The following is a 21,958-nucleotide window of genomic DNA, read 5'->3' on the forward strand; positions in this document are numbered from 1 at the left end:
ACCCGACGCAAGGAGGAGCCTCGTGCCGCGTACGCTGATTCGCAAGAACCCGAGCAACTTCAAAACACTGCCATTGCATGTCGAAGCCACCCCCGAGAGCCTGGTCTACCAGAGCATCGGCATGCCGGTGAACTTCGCCCAGACCCAACAACGGCGCCGGGCCATCCAGCTACCCGATAACCAGCGCTTCGTAGCTGAACTGGCCAACCTGGGTGTCTCGGTACGCCTGACCCTGCACTGGCAGAACCGCGACTACTGGGTACTGGTGCGTCAGCGCCGCCAGGACCGGGGCGACGTGGTGCTTAAATTGATTTCAGGGTATGTCCCGGCTCAGGAGCTCAACCTGCCGCTGCACACCGCGGTACAGGAAGTGGCGGAAGAGTGCCTGCTGGAAACCCCGGAGGGCTGGCTGGGTGGTCGCTTCAACGACACCTGGCTACCTGCACCTTACGCTGCTGCCCTGCACTACCGGGAAGCGCTGCCGTTCGTGCTGACGCCGGAATCGGGTGCCGCCCGGCCGGTGCATTGCGGCAACCTGATGTTGCTGGAGCGCCCACGGGCCTACGTGCACCTGCCTACGGCATCGCTGCAACTGATCTACGACATGCGCCTGCAAGTACCCAGGGACGCCAAGAAGCTGAGCCTGTTCCATGTCGATGAACGCCTTGAAGGTGATCAGCTGGTCGCCCGGCTCAACCGTAAACGGCCCGACCTGTACCTGATGCCGGTGCAGGACGGTCAGCCGCAGGCCGAGCTGTATACATTGAGGAAAGATGAACTGGTGCCGGCCAGTACCCGCGGGCTGTACCTGGCGGAGAGCTTTGCCCGGCAGGACGGGTGGGTGGTCGCGGACGAGCGGATACGCTGGAAGGACTGGGTAAAACAGCAGGGGCTGGTGGAGCGCAAAACCGCAAAGGCTTCACACCTGCGACGCTTTGGCGACAAGGCGCGGGCACTGCTGGAGCGCGCGCGCACCTCGCTGAACAAATGAATATCCGGGGCCGCCTTACGGCCCCGGGCACATCAGTTCTTGCGGATTTTTTCGACTATCGCGGTCGTCGAGCTGTTCTCGACCAAGCCCAACACCTTCACGGTGCCGCCGTAGCCCTTGACGATATCGGCACCCACCACCTGGTCGATACCGTAGTCACCGCCCTTGACCAGCACATCCGGTTTCACCTGGCTCAGCAGGTTCTCCGGCGTACCTTCAGGGAAGCTGATGACCCAGTCCACCGCGCCCAGCCCAGCCAGCACGGCCATGCGCCGATCGACACTGTTGATCGGGCGGCCAGGGCCCTTCAGGCGGCTTACCGAGGCATCGTCGTTGACCGCGACGATAAGACGATCACCCTGGGCACGCGCCTGCTCGAGGTACGTCACATGCCCTGCATGCAGGATGTCGAAACAACCATTGGTGAACACGATCTTCTCGTTGTGCGCACGCGCATCGTCGATGGCCAGCAGCAATTGCTCCAGGCCCAGCACGCCACGCTCGGAACCTTCCTCGCGCTGGATCGCGCGACGCAGCTCAGGTGCGCTGATCGCTGCAGTACCCAGTTTGCCAACCACGATGCCAGCCGCAAGGTTGGCCAGGGCGACCGCGTGGGGCAGGTCTTCACCGGCCGCGATGGCCGCAGCCAGGGTGGAAATCACGGTATCGCCAGCGCCGGTCACATCGAACACTTCGCGGGCACGGGCCGGCAGGTGCAGCGCCGGCTGGCCGGTGCGCAGCAGGGTCATGCCGTGCTCGCCACGGGTCACCAGCAACGCGCCCAGGTCAAGGTCCAGCAGCAGCTGCAGGCCCTTGGCGACCAGTTCGGCCTCATCGGCGCAGCGGCCGACAATGGTCTCGAACTCGCTGAGGTTCGGCGTGATCAGGCTGGCACCGCGGTAGATGGAGAAGTCCTTGCCCTTGGGGTCGGCCAGTACCGGAATACCCTTGGCACGTGCGGCCTCGATCAGGCTCTGATGATTTTTCAGTGCGCCTTTGCCGTAGTCGGACAACACCAGCACCTTGACACCCTCGAGCAGGCTCTCGACTTCGGCGCCCAGCGACAGCGGGTCAGTGGCGAACGGCTCTTCGAAATCGATGCGCAACAGCTGCTGGTGACGGCTCATGACCCGCAGCTTGACGATGGTCGGCTGGTGCGCAATGCGCTGGAACACCGAACGCACCCCCGCAGCCTGCAGGCTGTTGGCCAGGCTGTCGGCGGCCTCATCCTGGCCGGTAACGCCGATCAGTGCCGCCGGGGCACCGAGGGCGGCGATGTTCAACGCAACGTTGGCCGCGCCGCCGGGGCGATCCTCGATCTGATCGACCTTGACCACCGGCACTGGCGCTTCAGGCGAGATACGCGAAGTACCGCCATGCCAGTAGCGGTCCAGCATGACATCGCCGACCACCAATACCGGGGCTTGATCGAAACGCGGCATGGACAACTTCATGGGCAACCCATATGAAAATAATGAACAGGGGCAGGATATTAGCACAGGGTAGGCGACGGCTTTACGGCCAGATCGGGCCCTGGAAAATTCCGGTGACAATCGGGGCCGTACGGCCCCGATCAAGGGCAACTCAGGTGATATCGGCCTTCGCCGGCTCGTCCAGCCCCATGGCGTGCAAGCGGGCATAATAGCCATTGGCTGCCAGCAGCTCGGCATGGGTACCGCGCTCCACCAGGCGGCCCTGGTCCATCACCAGGATCTGGTCGGCTTTTTCGATGGTCGACAGGCGGTGCGCGATCACCAGCGTGGTGCGGCCCTGCATGACATGGTCCAGGGCAGCCTGGATATGCCGCTCGGACTCCGTGTCCAGTGCCGAAGTCGCTTCGTCGAGGATCAGCAGCGGCGCGTTCTTCAACAGGGCCCGGGCAATCGCCAGGCGCTGGCGCTGGCCACCGGACAGCAGCACGCCGTTTTCACCCACGTCGGTGTCAAAGCCCTTGGGCAGCTGGTCGACGAACTCCTTGGCATAGGCATCGGCAGCCGCAGCTTCGATGTCTGCGCGCGGCGCGCCGGCCAGGTCGCCGTAGGCAATGTTGTTGGCCACTGTGTCGTTGAACAGGGTCACATGCTGGGTCACCTGCGAAACGTGCCGGCGCAGGTTGCGCAGGCGGTAGTCTTCGATCTCCACGCCATCGAGCAGAATCTGCCCCTGATCGTGGTGATAGAAGCGCGGGATCAGCGCCGCCAGGGTCGACTTGCCGCTACCAGAGCGCCCGACCAGTGCGATCATCTGCCCAGGCTCGGCGGTAAAGCTGATGTCGCTCAGCACTTCGCGATCGGTACCTGGGTAGGTGAAGCTCAGGTTGCGTACTTCGAGGCGACCGGCCACCCGCTCCTTCTCGATCGTACCGCGGTCGATCTCGGGCTGCTCGTCGAGCTGCTCGAAGATGCTTTCAGCACCGGCAAGGCCTTTCTGGATGGTCGAGCTGACCTCAGAAAGCTGGCGGATCGGCTTTGGCAGCAGGCCCGCAGCAGTGATGTAGGCCACCAGATCACCGGCGGTCGAGTCGCCCCGCAGGAACAGCACCAGGAACATCAACGCGGCCATGGCGCTGTAGATCACCAGTTGCAGCATCGGCGTGTACAGGGCGCCTGTCTTGGTCATGCGCAGCTGTTTGTCGGTGTTGCTCTGGCTGGCACGGCCAAAGCGCTGCTGCTCGTAAGCCTCGCCGCCGAAGCTGCGCACCACACGGTAGCCCTGGATGGTTTCGGAAGCTACGTGGGTCACGTCGCCCATCGCCACCTGGATCTTCTTGCTCTGTTTACGGAATTTCTTGCTGGCGACGCTGACCATTACCGCGATCACCGGCAGGATGGCGACCATTACCAGGGTCAGGTGCCAGTTCATCCAAAGCAGGTAGGCAAACAGGAACACCACGGTCAGGCCTTCACGGATCACCACCTTGATTGCATCGGTGGCGGCCCCCGTTACCATGGTCACGTTGAAGGTGATGCGTGAAATCAGGTGCCCGGAGTTGTGATTGTCGAAATAGCGGTTGGGCAGTACCAGCAGCTTGTTGAACAACTCCACGCGCAGGTCATGCACCAGGGAAAGGGAAACCTTGGCCAGGAAATAGTTGCCGAGGAACGAACCCAGGCCCTGCCATGCGGCGATCAGGATGATCAGCAGCGGTACCGCCTGCAGCAATTGCAGGTCGCGCAAGTAGGGCACGTTGGGGAACAACACCGCTTCGGGGTTGCTCAGGCCATCGACAAAGTACTTGAGGATCCCGGCCAGCATTGGCTGGGTCGAGGCAAAGATCACGAAACCGATAATACTCAGCAGGAAAATGCCGATATAGGGTTTCACGTAGCTCAGCAACCGGAAGTAGATCTTCAGGCTGGAGGTGTGCTCCGCCGGTAGCGGTGTTTCGGCCATCATCGAGCTCGCTGTTCAGGTTGAACCGGAAATTTTACCACAGGCGTCATTTTCGGCACGCCTGCGAGGCAACAACATGCCAGGCCGGCGGCCCACAAGGCCGGCGCCCGGTTTTTTTCGTACGGTATGAGCCCCCCCTGGTCAGTCAAAAGAGACCAACGTGGTGCTGGAGGATTATTTTCGGCATTATTGCCGGTCATTTTGCTCGCCAGACGACAAGGCTCAACTCATGCAATGCTCTCGGCTCACCCAGGTCGACTTCGATCAGCTGACACTTGGCGCCCAGATACTGGAGGCGGACAGCCATGGCGCCAAAGTCTACCTGCTTGAGGATGGTAACTTCCTCAAGGTTTTTCGGCGCAAGCGTCTGATTTCATCTGCGCTGCTGCGCCCCTACTCCCAGCGCTTCGTGGACAACGCTGCGCGCCTTGCGCAGCTGGGCATCCCTACGCTCGAGGTAATCAGCCAGCACAAGCTCGACCTGCCGGGCAGAACAGCGGTGCTGTACCGGCCATTGCCGGGGCGCACGCTGCTGCAGATGTCGCGGGACGAAGGCTTCAGCTGGGACATCTACCTGCCCCGCCTGATCACCCTGATCCGCCAGTTGCACCGTAGCGGCGTGTACTTCCGCTCGCTGCACCTGGGCAATGTGGTGGTCACGCCCGACCAGCAGCTGGGCCTGATCGACGTTGCGGACATGCGCTTCCTGCGCCCGCCGCTGTCTGCCCGTATGGTTCGACGCAACGTGCAACATATGGTGAGTTACATCGCACGCGAGAAACTGGGCGACCGCTTCCCCCTCGCCGATTTCCAAGCGGCCCTGCTGGCGCGTTGAACATCAGCCCGGCAGCGCCTGGCAGGCCGTTGAAAAAACCTGCCAGGCGCGGTGTCAGTGCACGAAGATGGATATACCCATACCTGCCAAGGCACCGATCACCAGCGTCAATGCGAGCTTGACCCGGTCGCGATTACGCCGCTTGGCCTTGCGGTGCACTTCTTCAGGCACGGTGACGTGGCTGCCAAAGCCTGTGTGCAGTACCGCGTCACCCTCCAGGGTCACCGCTGTCAGTTTCAACTCCGCGTAACGGCGCGACAACGCCTTCTCGCCGGCATAGGCGGCAAATGGCGCACAGCGCTGATAATCGCTCAGCCGACGCAAGCCCGGGTTGAGGGAAAAGGCCTGCCATTCGGCTTTCTCGGAGTGCAATGGATAGCACGGCACGCCGGCGATCACCTGGCGATCCCCCAGATGAATGTAAGGGCTGTGGATCGACAAGTCATGGGCGTGGCTGCGCAACCAGACTTGCAGCACATCGGGGCTGACCTCGAGGATCGCCTTGGAGTCTTCGACGAAGGCCTGGCGATAGAAGCGCCAGTCGTCCTCGCAATGGAAGATGTAAGCCGTCTTCACATGGCTGTACGCCAGGTCGATCGACGCCAGCTGCCCAAGCTTGGGGCGGTTGACGAACACCGTGCAGTGGGGTTTCCAGTGCTCGGGTACGGCACCGTGAACAGCGTCGTCACCGGAGTCCTCGGTAATGAAGACCTCGCGAATGGGCGCTGTGTTGTAGCGATCGAAGCTCTCAAGGGTTTCCTTGAGCAGATCGAACCGACCGCAGCTGGTCACGACAAGCGTGACATCACTATCATTTGAAAAGCGCACCGGACTCCCTCCGCGTTGCGACAACAGACTTTGCGTAGCCACTCCCTGGCCACGAAAGCTCTTTAGATTAAATGCCCAGCGTCAACCGCAGCCTCTGCCAGGCGGACAAGGGCGGGTGCGGCCTGAGTGCCGGGCGCATATGGTCGACGATGCTACGGCCAACTTCAGCGAAACTGAAGCGGGAAACCGCCAGGTCCCGCCCATTTTCCGCAATTTGCTGCGCCAGGCCCGGATCGGCGCGCAGGGTGCTCAGCTTCGCCTGGAGCGTCGGAATGCTGTCGTATAACACCACGTTGTGCATATCCTGCAGGCCCAGGGCGCTATTTTCTTCTGCCCCTTGGTCGAACGCCAGCAACACGCAGCCGCAGGCCATGGCCTCGAAGTTCTTGATCATGTACTCGCCCATGCCCACATCGGCACTGACGAAGAAACGGATCCGGTTGAGGGTGTTGCAATAGTCTTCGCCTGATTTGGTGCGGGTCACCACCAGGTTTTCCACCCGCCCCAGCTCATCCAGCAACGCCTTGCGCCCGCTGTAGGCAACACTGTTGGTACTGCCGACGAACGCCAGCTCGATATCACGCTCAAGCCCTTGGTCCGTGAGCAGGCGCTCGTCATAACCCTTGGGCACGAACACCGCATCGAAACCTTCCTGGCGCAGGCGCTCACTGACCATGTAGCCGGAACTGATCACCCGTGCCCACGGCAGCTTGCGGTAATGCGCACTGAACTTGCCGGTGTACTTGCAGGGGATGTAGTTCTGGTAGGCATCATGCTCGAGGATCACCAGGTTCGGCACGGTACGGATGAACGCCGCCTGGCGTATCTCCTGCTTGAAGCGCAGGAAGAAGACGATGCGGTCATAGCGCTCGACCTGCACTTCACGTTTGAAATAACGGCGCAGGTTGCGCTGGTCATCGCTGGTCAACCAGCGCAGGTCGCACTCACAGTTGGCCGCGACGCCGTCGTACAGGCGATCGAGGATCGCCCGCTGTTCCTTCTGCACCAGAAATAAGACTTTCATTGCTTTCCTTGGGCGCTCTGCGCCTTCGCGGTCAACCATCGGCATCATCTACAGCTCACGGCGCCAGAACAGTTCATGCCGGCGCACGGCCTTGCGGAAGAACTCGTTCTCACCGTAAGGCGATGGCCGGCGCCCGGCCAGCCAGCGCTGCAACAGCCGACGCACTCGGCGCTTGAACGGTGCGCCAGGTTGCAGGTCGTGCATCATGCCCAGGGCCATCGCCTTGTCGCGCTGCGTTGGCAGGTCCAGCACCAGGCTGCAGGGTGCCCACGGCTGGTCGGCACTCAATTGCGGTGGCAAGGCCACTCCATCGCCGCTGTTGCCCATGGGCCAGCGGTCGTTGTCGTGCAGATGGTTGGCATAGCACAGCAGCGTCTGCGGCTGCCACGCCAAGCCCTGCAGCGCCTGCATGACGGCAACATGGGCGCAGATGTGATCAGGGTGCGGGTCCAGTTGCGGGTGCGGCATGACCAGCACTTCAGGCCGGGCCATCTCCAGCAGCGCACGCAAGTCAGCCAGCAGGTTGTTCCAGGTTGGCGCGCCATCGCTGTCGGCCGGCAACCGCAACGGGTTGAAGCGACGGAACGGGCGGATATCGGCCATGTCGGCTTCTCGGGAAACGGCCGGCACATCGGGCGCTGCCTGCATGGCGGGCAGTTGCAGGCAGAAGTAGCCTAATTGCACGCAACGCGCCTCTGGCACCCCGGCCCAGCGCGGCACGGCAATGCTGTCCCAGGCGCGCAGACGGCCCTTCAGCCGTGCCGCCTCGGCCTTGCCCATGCCCATCTGCTGGTAGTGCTCTGTTTCGATTTCGCCAGCGGTCAAGGTCACCACCCAGGCTTCGTCCGCCTGGCTGTAAAGGCCATAGGCCGCCAGCTCGGCATCATCGGCATGCGGCGCGATCACCATCACGCGACGGCGCTGCGTTTCGACGCCGGCGGTTATCCACAGACGCGGCTGGCCCTGCAAACGACAGTGACGGCCGCGCACGCGCAGCGTACCGGCCTGCAGCGGTGCAGCCAGCCCGGTCAGGTTCAGGAAGCGAACGCCGTCGACACCGCGCTCGAACGCCTGCCGGTCAGCACACTCATCGGCCAGCAGCTCGACACACGGGTCGAGAAAACGCCCCAGCCATCCGCTTTTTACCCGCACTTCGAGGATCAGCGTTTCATTACCCTGCAGCGCCGCATCGACCTTGAGCACGCCGTCACGCAAGGTGACAGGCGCTTCGCCGGTCTGCTCGCCGAAGTTATAGGCGTAATCTTCGCCCGGTGCATAGAACAGATGATCAGCGAACCAAGCTTCGTGGGCAGCCCAGAGCAGCGGCAGCAGCAACAACGGCAGCCACCACCAGGCGAATACGCCCAGGGCAACCAGCACCGCCAGGCCGGCCAGCAGCCCCAGGCGCTTGTTGCGCCGGTGGCGCTTGAGCAACTGCTGTTTGCGGCTCACGCCTGGAACACCGGCACGGGGTTGCACCAACGGTCCTTGTACTCGCGGTCGGCACGGCCAAACGAGAAGCGCAGAGGTTTGTTGCGTGCGCGGGCATCGTCCCAGGCAGCTTGGGTGTTGAGGAAGCTCAGCACGCTGCCAGGGCTGAAGGCCTTGGTCTCAGGGTCGACGCCGCCGTTGACGTACTCGACACTGATCCACTGCGGCGCTTCGACCCGATAGACCAGCTGGATGGCGATGGGCTTGTCGTCGAGCAACAGCACCGAGCCGATCAGCAGCTCACGCAGGCGCTCGAGCACATCGGCCATACGCTCGGCACCGGTGGCCGGGAACCCCCAGCGGCGCTGGAACAGGTCGCAATACATGGCCGCGATCTGCTGGGTATTGAAATCGGTAATAGGGCGCACCACACCACCCGCCTCTTCCAGCAGGCGCAACTCGCGGCGCTGGTTGTAGCGGAATTTCTTCGACAGGTCTTCATGCGCCCGGGCCATCGCCAACTGCTCTTTCTGAGCCTTCAGGCCGCTGAAGCGCCCCTGGTTCAGCTCGGACAGGTAGCGCGCGGTATGGCGCAAGGGTGCGGCGGCATCGCCAGCGCCTGGCAGAATGATCTCGGCATTGCCCAGGTCAAACAGGCCTTTCTTGCCGGCACGCTTGAGCACGTCCTTGGACAGCGCCAAATGACGCCCCCAGGTCGCAACGCCAGCCTTCAGCTCGCCTGCCTGATGCCAGCCCAGGTAACGCACGGGTATCTGCGCCAGGTCCGCCAACTGCTCGATCACCAGCGGGTGCGTGGCAACGCTGCCACCGAAGCGTGCCCACGCCTCGGCGTAGGCGGCAGCGTCGATCACCTGCCATCCGCGTTCTCGCCAAGCCTGAATATGATTGAGCATCACTTGCCCACCACCAGCGCGCTTACCTGCGGCAGCTGCCAGAAGGCTTCGCGCACGGCCTGATCGGAGAAACGCTCGTGCAGGCGCTGCAGCATGTGCGAGGCGCATGCATCGCGCTGCTGCTCGTCCAGCAACGCCATATGCTTCAAGCCTTGGGCCAGCTGCGAGGCATCGCCGAGCGGGAACAACACACCCACACCCTCGACCACTTCACGAGCCCCGCCGCAGGCCGTTGCCAGCACAGGTACGCCGGCCACCATGGCTTCGAGCAGGACCATACCGAACGGTTCATGGTCGGAACTCAGGGCAAACACGTCGAATGCCTGGAAGTAGCGGCGCGCATCCGGGACCTGGCCCAGAAAGTCGACTTGCCCGGCAATGCCCAGCTCGCCAGCCAGCGCCTTGAGCTTGTCTTCCAGGCGCCCCATGCCGAGGATCGCCAGACGAGCGCCGGCCGGCAGCTCAGGCAGGGCCTGGGCAAAGCCGCGCAGCAAGGTCGCCTGGTCCTTGTCCGGGTGCAGGCGCCCGACATTGCCGACGACCCACGCCTGCGCATCCAGGCCAAGGGCCTGACGCGCTTCAGCGCGCGGTACCAGTGCGGCCTGCAGGGCCTCGATGTCGATACGGTTGTACAGCGTCTGGATACGTTCGGCCGGCCACTGAGGCAGGCAACGGCGCATGTCGTCACGCACGGCGTCCGACACGCCAAGCAGGCTCAGCCGTTTGCTGAACAGGTTGGCGAACAGGCGCCGCCCCTTGCGCTCATAGTCGCCGAACGCATGGTGCACGCCGATCACCGGCAGGCCCGTCGCCAGCAAAGCCACGTAGATCGGCTTGAAACGGTGGGCGATGCAGAAGCTGAAATTGCGCTCGGCCGCGATGCGGCGCAGGGCGCGTATGGCGCCGAGCTTCAGGCCGCGGACGGCCTTGGAGCTGAATTGGAGGAACAGCACCTCGTCCGACGCGCAGCCAGCCGCAACCTGCGGGTCGGCGGCGCCGGTGAGAAATACCGTGGTGACCTTGTAGCCGCTGCCCTGGAACAGGCTGGCGTACTGACGGGCGCAGTCGAGGAACGGCCCGTCGTAGCCATGGCAGAACTGCAGGATGCGCGGTTCAGAGCGGCTGGTCATACGCGGCGGCGCCGTCCTTCACAACAAGAATGTCTTCCATGATCAGGTACTGCAGGTCCGAACCGAAGAACATGTTCAGCGCATCGGTCGGCGAGCAGATCATCGGCTCGCCACGGCGGTTGAGCGAAGTGTTCAGCGACACGCCATTGCCGGTCAGGTCTTCCAGTGCCTTCATCATGTCGTAGTAACGCGGGTTGTACTCACGCTTGAGCACCTGGGCACGCGAAGTGCCATCCTCGTGAACCACTTCCGGCACACGGGTTTTCCACTCTTCGGCCACTTCGAAGGTGAAGGTCATGAACGGCGCCGGGTGATCGATCTTGATCATTTGCGGGGCGACGGTGTCGAGCATCGACGGGCAGAAAGGTCTCCAGCGTTCGCGGAACTTGATCTGGTGGTTGATGCGGTCAGCCACACCTTCGACGCTCGGGCAGCCGATGATCGAACGGCCACCCAACGCGCGCGGGCCGAATTCCATGCGGCCCTGGAACCAGGCCACCGGGTTACCGTCGACCATGATCCGGGCGACCTGCTGGGGCATGTCGTCGAGCTTGCGCCATTTCGGCTGGTTCGGGTGACGGGCACAGGCGGCAATCACGTCTTCGTTGGAGTACGAAGGGCCGAGGTAGACGTGCTCCATCTTCTCGACCGGTACGCCACGGGCATGCGACACATAGGCCGCAGCACCGACTGCAGTACCGGCGTCACCGGAGGCCGGCTGGACGAACAGCTCTTTGACGTCCGGACGGGCGATGATCTTCTGGTTGAGCTTGACGTTCAGCGCGCAGCCGCCAGCGAAGGCCAGCTTGCCGGTTTCACGCAGGGTGTCGCCCAGGTAGTGGTCGATCATCTGCAAGGCCAGCTTCTCGAACAGCGCCTGCATGCTCGCTGCGTAATGGATATAGGGCTCGTCGGCAATGTCGCCTTCGCGCTTTGGGCCCAGCCATTCGATCAGTTTCGGCGAGAAGTAGAAGCCCTTGCCCTTCTCTTTATAGCGGCGCAGGCCGATGACGTTGGCATACTCGGTGTTGATCACCAGTTCGCCGTTCTCGAAGCTGGCCAGGCGGGAGAAGTCATATTTGCTGGCATCGCCATAGGGCGCCATGCCCATGACCTTGAATTCGCCATCGAGCATTTCGAAGCCGAGGAATTCGGTGATCGCGCCGTACAGGCCGCCCAGCGAATCCGGGTCGAAGAATTCCTTGATCTTGTGGATCTTGCCGTTTTCGCCATAGCCGAAGAAAGTGGTGGCGTACTCACCCTTGCCGTCGATACCCAGGATCGCGGTCTTTTCCTTGAAGCCCGAGCAGTGATAGGCACTGGAGGCATGCGCCAGGTGGTGCTCGACCGGCTCGATCTTGACTTTTTTCGGGTCGAAGCCCAGTTGCTCCAGGCACCAGACGATCTTCTTGCGGTAGCGCTTGTAACGGCGGTTGCCCATCAGGATCGCGTCGAGGGCACGGTCCGGGGCATACCAGTAGCGCTTGGCATAGTGCCAGCGAGCCTTGCCGAACAGGCTGATCGGGGCGAACGGGATGGCGACCACGTCGACATCGGACGGCTTGATGCCGGCCTGTTCCAGACAGAACTTCGCCGACTCGTAAGGCATGCGGTTCTTCGCATGCTTGTCACGCACGAAGCGCTCTTCTTCGGCGGCGGCAATCAGTTTGCCGTCGATGTACAGGGCCGCGGAAGGGTCATGGCTAAGGGCGCCGGACAGGCCAAGAATCGTCAATGCCAAGGGATTAGCCTCTTCATTCGGTAGAGATGCGCCAGCGGCCTCAGGGGCGGGTGGCGGCTAAAAGGCGGGATTATAACGCAAACACTTCCAACTGGCCCTATCGCCGGCAAGCCGGCACCGACAGGCGCGGCGCCGCGCAAAGAGCGGCGCCGCGCCGGCGACAGGACCGGCCTGGGCAAGCGCTTTATTCAGCGATCAGCCAGTCCATCCGGTAGCTGCCGGCCGTCTGCGCCAGTTCTCTGGCCAGCCAGGGCAGCAGTTCCTTGAGTTCTTCTTCCAGCCCCCATGGCGGGTTGGCAATTGCCAGGCCCGAACCATTGAGGCCCTGCGGGCTGTCCTGGTGGTGAACGTACAGCTCGACCCGCAGCAGCTTGGGCGCACCAGTGCTGGTCAGGTCCTGGTAGAACCGGGTGAGCGAGCGCTGGTCCTTGATCGGGTACCAGATGGCCGCGACGGTCTGGCGCATGCGGCCGATCGCCTCTTTCATCGAGGTGGTGCAACGTTTGAGCTCATCGGCCTGTTCGAACGGCGGGTCGATCAGCATGATCGCGCGCTTTTCCGGCACCGGCAGCAACGCCCGCGGCACATGCCAGCCTTCACCCAGGTGCACCACCACGCGCGGGTCTTTCTTCATGTTCTCTTTGAGCAGCGGCCCGTCTTCGGGGTGCTTCTCGTTGAGCAGGGCGCGGTCCTGCTGGCGCATCAGGCGGCGGGCCAGCTCCGGCGAGCCGGAGTAGTAGCGCAACTCGCCATCGCTGTTCAGGCGCTTGATGATGCGCAGGTAATCGGCGGCCATGGCCGGTAGATCATCGCGGTTCCACAGGCGCGCGACCCCTTCCAGGTACTCACCGGTACGGGTGGCCTGGTCGCCTTGCAGGTCATACAGGCCCAAACCGGCGTGGGTGTCGATATAGGCGAACGGCTGTTCTTTGCGCGACATCAGGGCGATGAGGCGGGTCAGCACGATGTGCTTGAGGACGTCGGCATGGTTGCCGGCGTGGAAGGCGTGACGATAGTTCATGGCAACTCCTGCGCGAGCGGCAAGTTTACCTTGCCTTGCCGGCGGAGTCAGGCCTGGCTGCCGATCGACAGCGCCCCGACCGCCGGTTTAGCGGCGGCCGGGGCACCTCGACCCGACAGGTGTCAGGTATTACTTTTCAGCGTGATACGCGGCATCAGCGGTTTCAAAGCGCGAAACCATGCTGCTCGACGGGCTGCTCAGCTTGCTCACCACGACAATGGCGATGCTGGCGAACAGGAAGCCCGGGATGATTTCGTACAAACCGATGGTGTCGAACTGTTTCCACAGGATCACGGTCAGCGCACCGACCACGATACCGGCCAGCGCGCCGTTACGGGTCATGCCTTTCCACAGCACCGAGATCAGCACGACCGGGCCGAAGGCGGCACCGAAGCCGGCCCAGGCGTAGGCCACCAGGCCCAGCACGCGGTTTTCCGGGTTGGCAGCCATGGCGATGGCGATCAGGGCCACGGCCAGCACCATCAGGCGACCGACCCAGACCAATTCACGCTGCGAGGCATTCTTGCGCAGGAAGGCCTTGTAGAAGTCCTCGGTCAGCGCACTGGAGCACACCAGCAACTGGCAGCTCAAGGTACTCATCACCGCGGCCAGAATGGCCGACAGCAGCACACCGGCCACCCAAGGGTTGAACAGGATCTTCGCCAGCTCGATGAACACACGCTCGTGGTTCTCGGTGACCGGGCCTGCCAGGTCAGGGTTCGCGGAGAAATAAGCGATACCGAAGAAGCCCACGGCGCAGGTACCGACCAGACACAGGATCATCCAGGTCATGGAAATGCGGCGCGCCTTGGCGATGGATTTGACCGAATCGGCGGCCATGAAGCGCGCCAGGATGTGCGGCTGACCGAAGTAGCCCAGGCCCCAACCCATCAGCGAAATGATGCCGATGAAAGAAGCACCCTTGAGCATGTCGAAGTGCGCCGGGTTCTGCGCTTCGATGGCCAGGAAGGTCGTGTCGAAGCCGCCCGTGGAGATCAGCACGATGATCGGGGTCAGGATCAGCGCGAAGATCATCAGCGAAGCCTGCACGGTGTCTGTCCAGCTCACCGCCAGGAAGCCACCGATGAAGGTGTAGGCGATGGTTGCCGCAGCACCGGCCCACAGCGCAGTCTCGTACGACATGCCGAAGGTACTTTCGAACAGACGGGCACCGGCGACGATACCGGAGGCGCAATAGATGGTGAAGAACACCAGGATGACGATGGCCGAAATGATCCGCAGCAGGCCGCTGCTGTCTTCGAAGCGGCTGGAGAAGTAGTCCGGCAGGGTCAGCGCATCGCCGTTGTGCTCTGTCTGCACGCGCAGACGGCCAGCGACGAACAACCAGTTGAGGTAGGCACCGACGGTCAGGCCGATGGCGATCCAGGCCTCGGACAGACCTGAAAAGTAGATGGCGCCCGGCAGGCCCATCAGCAGCCAGCCGCTCATGTCGGAAGCACCAGCGGAAAGCGCGGTGACAACGCTACCCAGGCTGCGACCGCCCAGAATGTAGTCGGAAAGGTTCTTGGTGGAGCGATAGGCGGCAAAGCCGATCAGTACCATTACCGCGATATAGATCACGAAAGTGATCGTTAGTGGATTGCCCATGCTTGTGCCCTGGCGTTTGTTTTTATTTCATGCACAACCGAATCGAGACGGTTGCACCCAGGCGGCGAATCCTATGCAACAACGTTAATAGGGTGCAACCACTTTTCGTCCGCCAGTTGCACCTTCTCGTGCATTTTCAGGTAATGCCGCTTTTTTGCTCCTTTATGGAGCAAAACCCGCGTTTTTCAGAACAAAACGCATCAGAAAAAAACGTATTTGAAGCGTAGGATCATTCATCGGACGAGTTGCACCTTTTCCGTCAAAAAATCGGGTTGCACCTGGTTGCACCCGAAATGTCCTACGGCTACTCTTGGCGTTAGCTTAGGCCACAACCGTGGCAATAACGAGGATAAGAAATGGCGACGACCACCCTTGGGGTCAAACTCGATGACCCTACCCGTGAGCGACTCAAGGCAGCTGCGCAGTCCATCGACCGCACGCCGCACTGGTTGATCAAGCAAGCAATCTTCAACTACCTGGAGAAGCTCGAGGGTGGCGCCACCCTGACCGAACTCAACGGTCAGGCCAACAGCCCGGCCGACGATGCCGGTGAAGTACAGCCCGACCATGCGCACCAGTGCTTCCTGGAGTTCGCTGAGAGCATCCTGCCCCAGTCGGTGCTGCGCTCGGCCATTACAGCCGCCTATCGCCGCCCCGAGCAGGAAGTGGTGCCGATGCTGCTGGAACAGGCGCGCCTGAGCGCGCCCCTGGCCGAGGCGACCAACAAGATGGCCGCCGGCATCGCCGAGAAGCTGCGCAACCAGAAGAGCGCCGGTGGCCGCGCCGGCATCGTCCAGGGCCTGCTGCAGGAGTTCTCGCTGTCGTCCCAGGAAGGCGTGGCGCTGATGTGCCTGGCCGAAGCCCTGCTGCGCATTCCCGACAAAGGCACCCGTGACGCGCTGATCCGCGACAAGATCAGCAGCGGCAACTGGCACCCGCACCTGGGCAACAGCCCGTCGCTGTTCGTCAACGCGGCCACCTGGGGCCTGCTGCTGACCGGCAAGCTGGTTTCCACCCACAACGAAGCCGGCCTCACCACCTCGCTCACCCGCATCATCGGCAAGAGCGGCGAGCCGATGATCCGCAAGGGCGTCGACATGGCCATGCGCCTGATGGGCGAACAGTTTGTCACCGGCGAGACCATCGCCGAAGCGCTGGCCAACGCCAGCCGCTTCGAGTCCAAGGGCTTCCGCTACTCCTACGACATGCTCGGCGAAGCCGCGCTGACCGAGCACGATGCGCAGAAATACCTGGCGTCCTATGAGCAGGCGATCCACTCGATCGGCAAGGCCTCCCACGGCCGCGGCATCTATGAAGGCCCGGGCATCTCGATCAAGCTCTCGGCACTGCACCCACGCTACAGCCGCGCTCAATACGAGCGGGTGATGGAAGAGTTGTACCCGCGCCTGCTGTCGCTGACTCTGCTGGCCAAGCAGTATGACATCGGCCTGAACATCGACGCTGAAGAGGCCGACCGCCTGGAGCTGTCGCTCGACCTGCTCGAGCGCCTGTGCTTCGAGCCTTCGCTGGCCGGCTGGAACGGGATCGGCTTCGTCATCCAGGCCTACCAGAAGCGCTGCCCGTATGTGATCGACTACGTCATCGACCTGGCCAAACGCAGCCGTCACCGCCTGATGATCCGCCTGGTGAAAGGCGCCTACTGGGACAGCGAAATCAAGCGCGCCCAGGTCGAGGGCCTGGAAGGCTATCCGGTCTACACCCGCAAGGTGTACACCGACGTTTCCTACGTCGCCTGCGCCCGCAAGTTGCTGGCGGTACCGGAAGCCATCTATCCGCAATTTGCTACTCACAACGCACACACTCTGTCGGCTATCTACCACATCGCCGGTCAGAATTATTACCCGGGGCAGTACGAGTTCCAGTGCCTGCACGGCATGGGCGAACCGCTGTACGAGCAGGTTGTAGGCAAGGTCTCGGAAGGCAAGCTTAATCGCCCGTGCCGCGTCTACGCGCCGGTCGGCACCCACGAAACCTTGCTGGCCTACCTGGTGCGCCGCCTGCTGGAAAACGGCGCGAACACCTCGTTCGTCAACCGTATCGCCGACCACTCGATCTCCATCCAGGAACTGGTCGCCGACCCGGTCGCCAGTATCGAGCGCATGGCCACCCAGGAAGGCAGCATCGGCCTGCCGCACCCGCGCATCCCGTTGCCGCGTGACCTGTATGGCAGTGAGCGGGCCAACTCGGCCGGTATCGACATGGCCAACGAACACCGCCTGGCGTCGCTGTCCTGCGCCATGCTGGCCACGGCCCACAATGACTGGAAAGCCACCCCATTGCTCGCCTGCGCCGCCAGCGAAGGCGCTGCCACAGCGGTACTGAACCCGGCAGATCATCGCGACCTGGTCGGCCACGTGCAGGAAGCCACCGTTGCCGACGTCGACAACGCCATCCAGTGCGCGCTCAATGCCGCCCCCATCTGGCAGGCCACTCCACCCGCCGAGCGCGCAGCGATTCTGGAGCGCACCGCTGACCTGATGGAAGCCGAGATCCAGCCGCTGATGGGCCTGCTCATCCGCGAGGCCGGCAAGACCTTCGCCAACGCCATTGCCGAAGTGCGCGAGGCCGTTGACTTCCTGCGCTACTACGCCGTGCAGGCGCGCAACGATTTCAGCAATGACGCCCACCGCCCATTGGGCCCGGTGGTGTGCATCAGCCCGTGGAACTTCCCGCTGGCCATCTTCACCGGCCAGGTAGCCGCAGCCTTGGCTGCCGGTAACCCAGTGCTGGCCAAACCGGCCGAACAGACCCCGCTGATCGCAGCCCAGGCTGTGCGCCTGCTGCTCGAAGCCGGCATTCCGGAAGGCGTGCTGCAACTGCTGCCAGGGCGCGGCGAAACCGTTGGTGCCGGCCTGGTCGGCGACGAACGCGTCAAGGGCGTGATGTTCACCGGGTCCACCGAAGTGGCGCGCCTGCTGCAGTGCAACGTCGCCGGGCGCCTGGACAACCAGGGCCGTCCGATCCCGCTGATCGCCGAAACCGGTGGCCAGAACGCGATGATCGTCGATTCCTCGGCGCTGACCGAGCAGGTGGTGATCGACGTGGTGTCCTCGGCCTTCGACAGTGCCGGCCAGCGCTGCTCGGCCCTGCGCGTACTGTGCCTGCAGGAAGACTCGGCTGACCGCGTGATCGAGATGCTCAAAGGCGCCATGGCCGAAAGCCGCCTGGGCAACCCGGACCGCCTGGCCGTGGACATTGGCCCGGTGATCGATGCCGAAGCCAAGGCCGGTATCGAGAAGCACATCCAGGGCATGCGCGAAAAAGGCCGCCCTGTTTATCAGGTCGCCATCGCCGATGCTGCTGAAACCAAGCGTGGCACCTTCGTGATGCCAACGCTGATCGAGCTGGAGAGCTTCGATGAGCTCAAGCGCGAGATCTTCGGCCCGGTACTGCACGTGGTGCGTTACAACCGCCGCAACCTCGATCAGTTGATCGAGCAGATCAACAACTCCGGCTACGGCCTGACCCTCGGCGTGCACACCCGCATCGACGAGACCATCGCCAAGGTGGTGGAGAACGCCAACGCCGGCAACATGTACGTCAACCGCAACATCGTTGGTGCGGTGGTGGGCGTGCAGCCGTTCGGTGGTGAAGGCCTGTCCGGTACCGGCCCGAAAGCGGGTGGCCCGCTGTACCTGTACCGCCTGCTGTCGACCCGCCCGGCAGACGCCATTGGCCGTCACTTCCAGCAGCAGGATGGCGAAGGCAAACCGGACCGCACCCTGCACGATCAGCTGATCAAGCCGCTGCACGGCCTGAAGGCCTGGGCCCAGAGCAACCAGCTGGCCGACTTGGCTGCGCTGTGCGACCAGTTCGCCAGCCAGTCGCAGAGCGGCATCGCCCGCCTGCTGCCAGGCCCGACCGGCGAGCGCAACAGCTACACCATCCTGCCACGCGAGCACGTGCTGTGCCTGGCCGACAACGAGGCTGACCTGCTGGCGCAGTTGGCCGCAGTACTGGCCGTCGGCAGCTCGGCGGTGTGGGCAGACAGCGAGCCTGGCAAAGCCCTGCGTGCCCGCCTGCCGCGTGAGCTGCAGGCCAAGGTCAAGCTGGTGGCGGACTGGAACAAGGATGAAGTGGCGTTCGACGCCGTGATTCACCATGGCGATTCGGACCAGCTGCGCAGCGTGTGCCAGCAGGTGGCCAAGCGTGCTGGTGCGATCGTCGGTGTGCACGGGCTGTCCAGCGGGGATCACCAGATTGCGCTGGAGCGGCTGGTGATTGAGCGGGCGGTGAGTGTGAACACCGCGGCGGCGGGGGGGAATGCCAGCTTGATGACCATTGGCTGATTGCTGTTGATAAAAAAGGGGAGCTTCGGCTCTCCTTTTTTATGGGCGCATATCTTGAGATGTTTGGCGCCTGTGAGATCGAGCGCCGCCCGCGCGGCGCTCGATCTCACAGGCGCTGAAACTGCTGCGGCGAATACATTGGGGCCTTCATGCAGCCTGAAGCCAGGCCCTCACTGCTTCATCCCCAACTCAGCATCATCCATCAGTGCCTTGGCCATCGCACTCAAATAATGCGCAGCCCAGAGCATCATCGTTTTCTCATCCATCAACCCGGTAATGGTCAGTTCGCGCACATAGCCCATCAACTCCGAAGACTGCTCTCAGGCATCCCGGCACGGGATACCCGGCTCGATGCGAAACAGTGGATGTGTGCCATTCTCGCCCTGGTAGAAGGTGGTCTTGCCGACGGTGAACTAGGTGTCTTCTGTTGTCATTGTTCAATCCCCTGATAATTCTCGACTGCCTGGCCTGGCCTCAGCGGGCATCTGCACCTGAACCAATGCAGACTCAAGCAAAGCCCGCAGCGCCTCCAGTTCATGCATCGTGGTCATCATCAGGATCGAAGCCGGCGACCTGGGCTGCAGCTGCATGGCGTGGTGCACCACGGTTGCGGCACACAGCGCGTGATCCGTGGCCTGGATCAGGGTGTCTTCAAGGGAATGGGCGTTAGGGTGGATCGGGGACTATCTTCAGCATCATGGTTCACCTAGTGATAAAGGCCACTACACACCTGCTGTCAAACAAGAGGGTGGCAGCTGTACATGGGTTGACAGACCGGTAGGCAAACCAAAACCCGGCGCACACGAAGTGCCCCATGCACAGCTGCCATAAAGGCAAAGCGATTCGGTTTGACCTAAGCGGCCTGTCAAAGCCGGTCACTGATTCGGCAGCGACCACCCGAGACTAGGGCCCTACCCAGAGCACCGCAATGGCTTGGAGGGGGTTGGGAGTATGTTTGGGAAATGGACTACATGGAATAGGTGAAAACCTAAAATGATCTGCCGAAACTGGCCGGAATGCGGTGAGACTGGCAGGTGTTCGCGCCTCACCCTTTTCAGCGCCTGTGAGGCCGAGCGCCGCCCGCGCGGCGCTGCGCAGCACAAGGCTGCTCACATTTGTTGCAACGTGGCCATGCCTGTGAGGCCATGGTTGTCAGCCTTGTCGCATGAGCGAAGGAATGCGGGGCGGCAGCCGCGCCAACAGGGAAATACCGTCAAACCACAAAGCGGGCAACCATGGCCGAGCAGTTGCCACGCTATCTTTCCACCATGCGCGCCCCAGAGTTACGCCAAAGCCACCAGATACTCCACCCCTTAAACGCTTCTGAAGCAAGCAACAACCCAACCCATATCCAGTTATTGATGCCAGCAACGACCATAGGCAAGAGCAAAACCACCGAAACTGACGGAACGATGAAAAAAAATCTGAATGGCATCTGCACCAGCGCCAAAAACACCACGATTTTTTTACACCTGAAAAAACCCACGCATGTAACAATAACTGAAAACTGTAAAAACAGCCCGGCCCAGATCACAATGCCTGAACCACCCCAACTCCGCACTACGTCAAGACCACTATTCAAATCCGACAAAAAAGGTATTGCGCCTCGGGCGATATTACGCAAGATGTACAAAATAATATAAAACGCATCCATACTTGCCCAAAGCAAATATAGAGCTCGCTGCTTATTGGTAGTTGACACCATCAATAGGCCCCTATTCTATATTCATACTCCTCGTCAGGTACCACAGGACGCCAGTGCCAGGACTCCCCCGTGATCGCCCAGGCATCATCTGCCTGTACATAGTTTTGCGTTATCCGTCGTACATCCCCATATCGATGTGTAGCCGATAGTCTGGCGAAGCTCCGCTCCTTTTCGCCTAATGGCACCCACCTCTGACTTACCAATCTACGGGTATTAGCATAGTCCTTCCCCTCGCTCGAAAAAAGACGTCCCTCGTCACCTCGGGATGTTAAAAAGTTTGCGGCCAACGCCACCCCAGACCACAATAAATCTGTATCAATACTAAATGTTTTCCACTTGCCAGGGCCATCAGCTTCTGGGTATTTACTCTCAGACAGCAGTAAATCCAGCTTTGATTCCGCCCATCTCAAACGAGGGTAACGCGACACATCAATTGGAGAAATTGGCTGCTCCCGAATAAGGAACCACCTGCCGTCTTCCACCAGCTTCAAAGCTCGCCAGATATCATCCTGCAGCAAAGGACGCCCCAGAGGCAAATCACATGCTTTCTGGAAGTCACACAATCCACGCAGGGTCGTATTTTCCAGCAAAGCCCTCTGAACTACCGAACAAGCAAAAAAAGGGTCTTCAACCCTCTCTAAATCTTCTTTCCAAACGTCGCGCCACTCACAAATCCTGTCCATAGAATTCCTCCACAGTGAAGAATCAATATCTACCTCATTTTCCATCACTGCGGTCGTAGGAGATTTCGGCGCAGCGCGTAGGAATATTCCTGTCGCCTTCTACAAGCACGCCTCTGACGCCTCAAATTTTTCATGCAGTCAGTGGAATAGCAGAGCTTAAAAGGTGCCAAGGCTGACAGATGAATGCCTTTTGATCTCACACGTGCTTCAAGATTTGCTGCGAACGGGTGGCCTTGACGCTCACTCAACCCAGCCCCTTCCCCCGTCAACCAACATCAGAGGCTCCAAATGCGAGGATTTTTGACTGAACATCATCTCAATCAATCATGGTAGCCAGTCTTATT

Annotated in this window: 15 protein-coding genes and 2 pseudogenes; 4 read left to right on the top strand and 13 right to left on the bottom strand. The window is 61.7% G+C overall.

Going from position 1 to position 21,958, the window contains the following annotated elements; all coding sequences use genetic code 11:
• The first annotated feature begins 22 nt into the window (after positions 1-22).
• Complete coding sequence (locus ACMGGN_RS19755; RefSeq protein WP_046785068.1) at positions 23-991, top strand: hypothetical protein; 969 nt, start codon at positions 23-25, stop codon at positions 989-991.
• Between the two features lie 32 nt (positions 992-1,023).
• Here the strand turns inward: ACMGGN_RS19755 and hldE are convergent, their stop codons facing one another.
• Together hldE and msbA are read right to left on the bottom strand one after the other, a co-directional pair.
• Entirely contained in the window at positions 1,024-2,445 is a 1,422-nt protein-coding gene (gene hldE, locus ACMGGN_RS19760) for a bifunctional D-glycero-beta-D-manno-heptose-7-phosphate kinase/D-glycero-beta-D-manno-heptose 1-phosphate adenylyltransferase HldE (RefSeq protein WP_039602848.1), read from the bottom strand.
• Between the two features lie 130 nt (positions 2,446-2,575).
• Positions 2,576-4,384, bottom strand: coding sequence for a lipid A export permease/ATP-binding protein MsbA (gene msbA, locus ACMGGN_RS19765; RefSeq protein ID WP_046785175.1), 1,809 nt, complete (start codon positions 4,382-4,384; stop codon positions 2,576-2,578).
• A 229-nt stretch (positions 4,385-4,613) separates the two neighbouring features.
• Here msbA and ACMGGN_RS19770 point away from each other — a divergent pair, with 229 nt between their 5' ends.
• Positions 4,614-5,219 (top strand): hypothetical protein, encoded by a 606-nt coding sequence (locus ACMGGN_RS19770; RefSeq protein WP_039603331.1) that lies wholly within the window; start codon positions 4,614-4,616, stop codon positions 5,217-5,219.
• Between the two features lie 54 nt (positions 5,220-5,273).
• Here the strand turns inward: ACMGGN_RS19770 and ACMGGN_RS19775 are convergent, their stop codons facing one another.
• The 8 genes from ACMGGN_RS19775 to putP form a co-directional block, all read right to left on the bottom strand.
• On the bottom strand, positions 5,274-6,047 hold the full coding sequence (locus tag ACMGGN_RS19775; protein WP_046785067.1) for a glycosyltransferase family 2 protein: 774 nt from the start codon (positions 6,045-6,047) through the stop codon (positions 5,274-5,276).
• 67 nt (positions 6,048-6,114) lie between these two features.
• Positions 6,115-7,071, bottom strand: coding sequence for a glycosyltransferase (locus ACMGGN_RS19780; RefSeq protein WP_115273450.1), 957 nt, complete (start codon positions 7,069-7,071; stop codon positions 6,115-6,117).
• A 48-nt stretch (positions 7,072-7,119) separates the two neighbouring features.
• Positions 7,120-8,523, bottom strand: coding sequence for a PIG-L family deacetylase (locus ACMGGN_RS19785; protein ID WP_115273449.1), 1,404 nt, complete (start codon positions 8,521-8,523; stop codon positions 7,120-7,122).
• Complete coding sequence (locus ACMGGN_RS19790) at positions 8,520-9,416, bottom strand: antimicrobial resistance protein Mig-14 (RefSeq protein ID WP_115273448.1); 897 nt, start codon at positions 9,414-9,416, stop codon at positions 8,520-8,522. The genes ACMGGN_RS19785 and ACMGGN_RS19790 overlap by 4 nt, the downstream gene beginning before the upstream one ends.
• Positions 9,416-10,546 carry a glycosyltransferase gene (locus ACMGGN_RS19795; RefSeq protein WP_125923478.1) on the bottom strand — a complete coding sequence of 377 codons (1,131 nt, stop codon included), beginning with the start codon at positions 10,544-10,546 and terminating at the stop codon, positions 9,416-9,418. Before ACMGGN_RS19795 ends, ACMGGN_RS19790 begins: the two co-directional genes overlap by 1 nt.
• Entirely contained in the window at positions 10,530-12,287 is a 1,758-nt protein-coding gene (locus ACMGGN_RS19800; protein ID WP_414156233.1) for a carbamoyltransferase, read from the bottom strand. The genes ACMGGN_RS19795 and ACMGGN_RS19800 overlap by 17 nt, the downstream gene beginning before the upstream one ends.
• A 184-nt stretch (positions 12,288-12,471) precedes the next feature.
• Positions 12,472-13,308, bottom strand: a complete 837-nt coding sequence (locus ACMGGN_RS19805; protein WP_346640252.1) for a 23S rRNA (adenine(2030)-N(6))-methyltransferase RlmJ — start codon at positions 13,306-13,308, stop codon at positions 12,472-12,474.
• Between the two features lie 129 nt (positions 13,309-13,437).
• Positions 13,438-14,916, bottom strand: coding sequence for a sodium/proline symporter PutP (putP, locus tag ACMGGN_RS19810; RefSeq protein WP_119688171.1), 1,479 nt, complete (start codon positions 14,914-14,916; stop codon positions 13,438-13,440).
• Positions 14,917-15,272: 356 nt separating this feature from the next.
• Here putP and putA point away from each other — a divergent pair, with 356 nt between their 5' ends.
• Positions 15,273-19,226 carry a trifunctional transcriptional regulator/proline dehydrogenase/L-glutamate gamma-semialdehyde dehydrogenase gene (gene putA, locus ACMGGN_RS19815; protein WP_414156234.1) on the top strand — a complete coding sequence of 1,318 codons (3,954 nt, stop codon included), beginning with the start codon at positions 15,273-15,275 and terminating at the stop codon, positions 19,224-19,226.
• Positions 19,227-19,396: 170 nt separating this feature from the next.
• Here the strand turns inward: putA and ACMGGN_RS19820 are convergent.
• Positions 19,397-19,588 (bottom strand): annotated as a pseudogene (locus ACMGGN_RS19820) (DUF3077 domain-containing protein).
• 75 nt (positions 19,589-19,663) lie between these two features.
• Positions 19,664-19,922, bottom strand: a pseudogene (locus ACMGGN_RS19825) (hypothetical protein).
• Between the two features lie 539 nt (positions 19,923-20,461).
• Here ACMGGN_RS19825 and ACMGGN_RS19830 point away from each other — a divergent pair.
• The gene (locus ACMGGN_RS19830) at positions 20,462-20,869 is read left to right on the top strand and encodes a hypothetical protein (protein ID WP_158621129.1); all 408 of its coding nucleotides are present in this window, start codon (positions 20,462-20,464) and stop codon (positions 20,867-20,869) included.
• Between the two features lie 61 nt (positions 20,870-20,930).
• On the opposite strand, the gene ACMGGN_RS19835 is transcribed toward ACMGGN_RS19830, so the two are convergent.
• Complete coding sequence (locus tag ACMGGN_RS19835) at positions 20,931-21,659, bottom strand: hypothetical protein (RefSeq protein ID WP_144415439.1); 729 nt, start codon at positions 21,657-21,659, stop codon at positions 20,931-20,933.
• Positions 21,660-21,958: the final 299 nt, after the last annotated feature.

Source organism: Pseudomonas sp. BNK-30 (assembly GCF_047456185.1).
Taxonomy (GTDB): domain Bacteria; phylum Pseudomonadota; class Gammaproteobacteria; order Pseudomonadales; family Pseudomonadaceae; genus Aquipseudomonas; species Aquipseudomonas putida_E.

Bases quoted from the DNA above. Each gene is read 5' to 3' on its own strand.
- hldE (WP_039602848.1), bottom strand. From the start codon at position 2,445: ATGAAGTTGTCCATGCCGCGTTTCGATCAAGCCCCGGTATTGGTGGTC.
- msbA (WP_046785175.1), bottom strand. From the start codon at position 4,384: ATGGCCGAAACACCGCTACCGGCGGAGCACACCTCCAGCCTGAAGATC.
- ACMGGN_RS19770 (WP_039603331.1), top strand. From the start codon at position 4,614: ATGCAATGCTCTCGGCTCACCCAGGTCGACTTCGATCAGCTGACACTT.
- ACMGGN_RS19780 (WP_115273450.1), bottom strand. From the start codon at position 7,071: ATGAAAGTCTTATTTCTGGTGCAGAAGGAACAGCGGGCGATCCTCGAT.
- ACMGGN_RS19790 (WP_115273448.1), bottom strand. From the start codon at position 9,416: ATGCTCAATCATATTCAGGCTTGGCGAGAACGCGGATGGCAGGTGATC.
- ACMGGN_RS19795 (WP_125923478.1), bottom strand. From the start codon at position 10,546: ATGACCAGCCGCTCTGAACCGCGCATCCTGCAGTTCTGCCATGGCTAC.
- ACMGGN_RS19805 (WP_346640252.1), bottom strand. From the start codon at position 13,308: ATGAACTATCGTCACGCCTTCCACGCCGGCAACCATGCCGACGTCCTC.
- putP (WP_119688171.1), bottom strand. From the start codon at position 14,916: ATGGGCAATCCACTAACGATCACTTTCGTGATCTATATCGCGGTAATG.
- putA (WP_414156234.1), top strand. From the start codon at position 15,273: ATGGCGACGACCACCCTTGGGGTCAAACTCGATGACCCTACCCGTGAG.
- ACMGGN_RS19830 (WP_158621129.1), top strand. From the start codon at position 20,462: ATGGCCGAGCAGTTGCCACGCTATCTTTCCACCATGCGCGCCCCAGAG.
- ACMGGN_RS19835 (WP_144415439.1), bottom strand. From the start codon at position 21,659: ATGGAAAATGAGGTAGATATTGATTCTTCACTGTGGAGGAATTCTATG.